6 protein-coding genes are annotated in these 5,527 nt (G+C 30.8%); 1 reads left to right on the top strand and 5 read right to left on the bottom strand.

The window, feature by feature from the left end; all coding sequences use genetic code 11:
• Positions 1 to 141: 141 nt before the first annotated feature.
• Positions 142 to 744 (bottom strand): class I SAM-dependent methyltransferase, encoded by a 603-nt coding sequence (locus HSX10_RS18395; protein WP_173589720.1) that lies wholly within the window; start codon positions 742 to 744, stop codon positions 142 to 144.
• Between the two features lie 248 nt (positions 745 to 992).
• On the bottom strand, positions 993 to 1,994 hold the full coding sequence (locus HSX10_RS18390; protein WP_173589719.1) for an NAD(P)/FAD-dependent oxidoreductase: 1,002 nt from the start codon (positions 1,992 to 1,994) through the stop codon (positions 993 to 995).
• Between the two features lie 89 nt (positions 1,995 to 2,083).
• Between HSX10_RS18390 and HSX10_RS18385 the strand changes: the two genes are divergently transcribed.
• Complete coding sequence (locus HSX10_RS18385; RefSeq protein ID WP_173589718.1) at positions 2,084 to 2,461, top strand: Fur family transcriptional regulator; 378 nt, start codon at positions 2,084 to 2,086, stop codon at positions 2,459 to 2,461.
• Between the two features lie 223 nt (positions 2,462 to 2,684).
• On the opposite strand, the gene HSX10_RS18380 is transcribed toward HSX10_RS18385, so the two are convergent.
• From HSX10_RS18380 to HSX10_RS18370, 3 genes are all read right to left on the bottom strand, one after another.
• A complete protein-coding gene (locus HSX10_RS18380; protein ID WP_173589717.1) occupies positions 2,685 to 3,419 on the bottom strand; it encodes a DUF7003 family protein in 735 nt (244 codons plus the stop codon).
• 81 nt (positions 3,420 to 3,500) lie between these two features.
• The gene (locus HSX10_RS18375) at positions 3,501 to 3,698 is read right to left on the bottom strand and encodes a hypothetical protein (RefSeq protein WP_173589716.1); all 198 of its coding nucleotides are present in this window, start codon (positions 3,696 to 3,698) and stop codon (positions 3,501 to 3,503) included.
• A 151-nt stretch (positions 3,699 to 3,849) separates the two neighbouring features.
• Complete coding sequence (locus HSX10_RS18370) at positions 3,850 to 5,292, bottom strand: TlpA family protein disulfide reductase (protein ID WP_173589715.1); 1,443 nt, start codon at positions 5,290 to 5,292, stop codon at positions 3,850 to 3,852.
• Positions 5,293 to 5,527: the final 235 nt, after the last annotated feature.

Raw genomic sequence — 5,527 nt, 5'->3', positions numbered from 1 at the left:
TTTGTAATAAGCTTTTAAAACAGGCTTTTGCTATCGCAAAATCTGGTCTAACCTATGATAATAATTACAGAAGTACTCTAGAAATAAATTAATAAGTTTTTACTTGTTTTTTACCACAGTACTTTGTTGTGGGCAGTGTTTTTATTCTTTTTTGCATTTAATTAGGTACATTGACTGATTTTCATCTACTTCTGTGATTTCAAAAAGTCCGTACTTTTCAAATTCTGTTTTGACTGATTCTTGATCATAGTAAAATATTTTCGCTCCTTTATGAATTTCGTAACGGTCTTTACTTATCAATTCTCCTTGTCCATATTGAGAGGTGTTTTTGGTTATAGCAGTAAAAACCATAAACCCGTTTTTAGTTAGTTGGTGGTAGCAGTCTTGGATTAGTTTTTTCCTTTCTTCGCTGTTCAATAAATGGATGAGAGCATAACAAAATATTCCATCATATTTTTTATTGTTAAAAGGCATTTTGGTTACAGAACCGTTAAAAATGTTTATATCAATCCCATAATGTTTTCTAGCTAGATCAATGGCAGTTTTGGAAATCTCAATTCCGCTTACGTTTAATCCGCTTTCTATAAATGGTTGTGCATTTCGTCCATAACCAATTCCTGGAATTAGAATGTTCTTTACAGATTTTTCCAGAAAGAAGTCTTTTATTAGTAAAGCAGATTTTGCTGGATTATTACCCCACATTTCTTGTTTGTTGTTAAATGCTTTTTCCCAAAACTCTGTCATACTATACACAAATTTTATCTTCTAATAATTCACATTCAATTCCTTTACTTTTTAGTCGTTTAGATATTGATTTTATATTAATTATTTTTCCTTCAATTCTTAATATGGAATGGCCACAAGGATATGGTTTATTGAAATCCTCCAAGTCAAAATTAGATTCAAGTTTAGGATATTCGTTTTCCAAAAGTTGTAGAATTTCTTTTGAGAGACATTCTGATTTTACGTTGGTTATAAATACTTCTACCATATTAAAAACGCTCTTGTGTAAGTTCATTATTGATTATTGCACCTGAAATGTTTCCGCTAGAAACTGCTATAGCAACTGAACGCATCATTGTGCTATTATCACCACAAGCAAAAACACCTTCTACTGTAGTTTTTTGCATAAAATTCACTTCAATATGTCCGTGTTCTGTGAGATTACACCCCAATTCTTTTGGTATGTTTGAATTAAGTTCAAAAGGAATAGAAGCATAGGCACAATCAAAGTTTTCCGAACTACCATCTTTAAATTCAATTGTTTCCAATTGTCCATTTTGATGTTCTATTACAGAAATTTCTTTTTCTATAATTTGAATTTGATACTGTTTTAACTTTTTGAGCTGGTTTTCATCAAAATCTTTTGTTCCCGAAGTGAGAATTGTTATTTCTTGGGTTAAATTATTCACTAAAGAAGCAAGGTGAAATGCTCTTTCTCCATTTGCAATAATAGCAGTTTTCTTGTTTCTTATTTCGTATCCGTGACAATATGGGCAATGCACAACTGAAATACCCCAACATTCAGAAAACCCTTTTATATCTGGTATTAAGTCTTTTATTCCTGTAGCTAAAACCAATTTTTTTGCTGTAAAAATATCTCCTTTTGAAGTGGTGATTTCGAATCCTTTATTACTTTTTTGTCCGCTAATTGCAAGTCCATCATAGAATTTTATACTGTCGTATTTTGTTACTTGACTTTTTGCAATTTCAGAAATTTCCTTTGGTGTACTTCCGTCTTGAGTTAAAAAATTATGTGAGTGTGGTGTTTGACGATTACACGGTTTTCCTGCATCTATTATCAATGTATTTCTCAATGAGCGTCCTAAACTCATTGCAGTTGAAAGTCCCGCATAACTACCACCAATAATAATTACTTCAAATTCTTTTTTATCCATTTTGTTATTGTATTGAGCGAAGAGTGATAACGGTTGTGGTATTGTAAGTACTAAACCTGTTGCTCCTATTAGTTTAATTATTTCCCTTCTCGTCATTTATATTTATTTAATGCGATTTTGTCGCAATAGTATTTTTATCAAATATACAATCTTTTTGTATTATTGCAACTTATTCGCAATAAAATATGAATCGAAGGAATACACCTACAAAAGAAGCTATACTCGATTTGCTCTCAAATTCAACAAAGGCTTTAAGTCAGGATGCTATTGAAAGACAAATTAATATTAAAATAAATAGGGCAACTATATATAGGGTTTTAAATAGATTTTGTGATGATGATGTCGTACATAAAATTGTTGCAGAAGACGGTAAACAATATTTTGCGGTTTGTAAAAAATGTGAAAATCCACAAGAGGTTATTCAGCATCATTTTCATTTTCGGTGTTTATTGTGTGATACGATTGAATGCCTGCAAGTTCCTGTTGAATATTCATTTCCCAATGGCTATGAAGTTCAAAATGCAAATTGTGTTCTGTCTGGGGTTTGTAATGACTGTTCGTAGGTTTGTTTACATTGCCCACAACGTCTACGTATAAGAAACGTAGGGCAGTTAATAAGCACTTTAGTTTCGGTTTATAACTTAGCTAAATATAATATTTTGCTTTTATCTTTTCTACTATAAACGCCAAATTTTATATTTAGCGGACTTTGTTAATATGCACAGAACTTTCGGTTTAGCCACAAACGCCCTATGTTTTTTATACAGTGTTACCATACGTACTCTTTTAAAGCGCTCCTCCGTCAGGCCAATTTTTCCAATGATTATTTGGCTTTTTTGTTGGTTTATAAAATTCCGTTTTTCCTGTTTCTAACACTTTGGTTATTTGCTTAAAAGTTTCGTTTTTACTCGGAAGTTCAGAATCAGCACAGTCAGGATGATTCCATTCCATCAATTCCATAATTTTAGGTAAATCCGTTGGAATTCGTTCTCGAATTTCCTTTTCAGTTGCTTCAAAATCTTTATTGTATTCAGGTTCTAAACCTCTCATAAATTCCCAAATGAAAATCGTATCATTTTCCTCAATTTCAATTCCTTTATTTATATAAAATTCTCGATTATGATTAAGTGCTATTTCTTTATCTCTTAATACCATTGTTTTGGCATCAGGATTTAAACTTTCAAGATATTCCTCATCGAAAGTTGGAAAGTCAGAACTATTATCTGTAAAATATAAAAAATTTGAATTATCAGTTCCTGGTTTTGTGTTTATGCAGTTTCCGAAAATGTGCAAACAATTGCTAATTCCATCGTGTCCACCACCACGATAATTAAATCCGATAACCTCTATTATTAGAGCCCAACGTTTCTCGTCTCGATACGCACTCAATTTAGAATGAACAGGATAAATATACCCATTGTCAAGCATTGGAAAGGTATAATCTTCCGCACACTTGTCAAGTTGTTTTAGAATATCCTTTCCTGAATATTCCTGTTTTTTGTTAAATCCGAAAATGTTCATTCGTATGTATGGTAACTCGTTATAAAACAGATTTTATAGCCCATATCTCGCAAATTAAACAGGATATAAGCTGAACTATGTCTAATGTATGTTTGCGTTAATTAATTCTATTTGAAATTTAGTAGCCTCAAAAGCCATTTGTATGCCTTTGAGATTTACATGTGCTTTATTTGATGTTGCATGAGCAGTATAACCTACGGCTGCTTTCGTTTCAAGTTTTCTTGACACCTCCATTAGTTGAGATGGAGTAAATTTCATATTTAGAATGCCTTTTTTCATATGTATGCTAACGTTGTTGTGTAAGGAACGTTGCGTGGTTGCGCCACTAAATTAGTAAACTTTTACGAACCCGTGAATATTCCGCAGGAATTTTCGTAAGTCGGCAGTGACCAAGCAATTAATTATACAGGGCTTAAGTTAGCATACGTTTTTATTCAGTTAGTATTTTCTCAAGTTCTGTCAAATTACTTGGTCGTGGCGCATTATGTGTTACTATATTTCCATTTTCATCTATTATCAGATATTGAGGTATACTAACATACCCTTTTTGAAGAGTGTAATTTTCTGCAAAATGTTTGAAGAATTCTTGACTTGCTAACATATGTAATCCATTTAAGTCATAATATATAATGTCTTGTTTCCATTTATCTTCAATTTCCGCTTTATCTAATGAGATATAAAGTTTTTTGTAACCTTTAGATTTTAATAAAACATTCAGGTCTTCATTGTGTTGAAATTCTTTTTTACAAGGTCCGCACCAAGTTGCCCAAACATCAACATAATAGTTATCACCTTGAAGCTTATCTAAAAGTTTTTCCATAGATGAAATATTCTTTCCATCTATAAATTCAACTCCATTTGGCATTTCTCCTGAAATCTTTCGATAATAATCTTCTATTATTTGAATTTCAGGTTTAAGGTAATTTGAGTAAAGACTGTTAGGATAAATGTCTTTAAAATTATTAAAAGTTGAAATCAGACTTTTTTCAAAATGCTTTTGCTTTGAAGCGTTCATAATATAATTAGCTGAAACTTTCTCTGCAATTTTAGGGTTTTGATATTTGTTTATTAAGTCAAATTGAAACGGAATCCATTTGTCATTCTTATACCACTTTTGGATAGAATCTCTTGTAATTGAACTATCAGCTTGTAATTCGTATAAAGGTTTTTGAAGTAAAACATTATCAGCATAATCTAGCCAAACACTTGTTTTGTATTCATTATCTAAAGGATAATTTTCAAGAGTTTTATTGAACAATTCAAGCAAATCTTTTTTAATCGGAATTTTTTGGTATTGTTTACCTAAAATTATCTGTTGAGTTTTTAAAGCATAGAAATAATTTATTTCATCTTCCAAAACTTTGGCAAACCTTTTTTCAATTTTAGTACTATCAATGAGGTTTTGTAATTTGTTTAATTCTTCATCTTTTTGTATTTTTATTTTTTGTGTAATCTGAAAAGATGTAGTGTCGGATTGGTACTTACTAGATTCATTTACATCGAAGTAAGGTCTTTTGAATTCGTTTAGTAAATTCATACCTGCTTTGTTTTTACCTTTGAAAACAAAAGAAGAATCAATATAAGCAAGTTCAATTTTAGCATTAGGAATAAGAACGGATTTTAAGCGTTTTTCTCCAATTTTTATTATTATATATTCTGGTGATTCTATTTCTTTTTTGAATAAGAATTCATTTTTTTCATTTGGATAAATAGTGTCATTTTTTATATCCCAAATATATATGTCCTCCAAAGGGTTGCTTACTTCAATAAAATCGGTGTTATCTAAATTTATAGTGATTTCAGCATATTCTTTTTCTTCTTTCGCACAAGAGGATAGGATTAAGATACTTAGTAGATAAAATATTTTTTTCATAAAATTTGATTTTTCGATTGAGTGAGTAAATGATTGCCAACGGTTTTGTGTATGGTTTACTTCGTCTGTTCGCTGCGCTCGGGTGTTGCGTGGTTAAGCAACTAAGTTAACAAATAAAAATCGAATAGAAAATCCGCAAGGATTTCTGTAAGTAGGCTAGAAGCCAGCAATAAATTATATACGGCTTAAGTTAGCATTTTAATAAAAACACTAAATTTAAGACCTATAAAAAGAA

It is taken from the genome of Winogradskyella undariae (genome assembly GCF_013285155.1).
Classification (GTDB): Bacteria; Bacteroidota; Bacteroidia; order Flavobacteriales; family Flavobacteriaceae; genus Winogradskyella; species Winogradskyella undariae.
Note: the sequence above shows the minus strand (reverse complement) of the source record. Positions and strands in the feature narration are given on the sequence as shown.

Coding starts and splice junctions, on each gene's coding strand:
- HSX10_RS18390 (WP_173589719.1), bottom strand. CDS start 1,994: ATGACGAGAAGGGAAATAATTAAACTAATAGGAGCAACAGGTTTAGTA.
- HSX10_RS18380 (WP_173589717.1), bottom strand. CDS start 3,419: ATGAACATTTTCGGATTTAACAAAAAACAGGAATATTCAGGAAAGGAT.
- HSX10_RS18375 (WP_173589716.1), bottom strand. CDS start 3,698: ATGAAAAAAGGCATTCTAAATATGAAATTTACTCCATCTCAACTAATG.
- HSX10_RS18385 (WP_173589718.1), top strand. CDS start 2,084: ATGAATCGAAGGAATACACCTACAAAAGAAGCTATACTCGATTTGCTC.
- HSX10_RS18395 (WP_173589720.1), bottom strand. CDS start 744: ATGACAGAGTTTTGGGAAAAAGCATTTAACAACAAACAAGAAATGTGG.
- HSX10_RS18370 (WP_173589715.1), bottom strand. CDS start 5,292: ATGAAAAAAATATTTTATCTACTAAGTATCTTAATCCTATCCTCTTGT.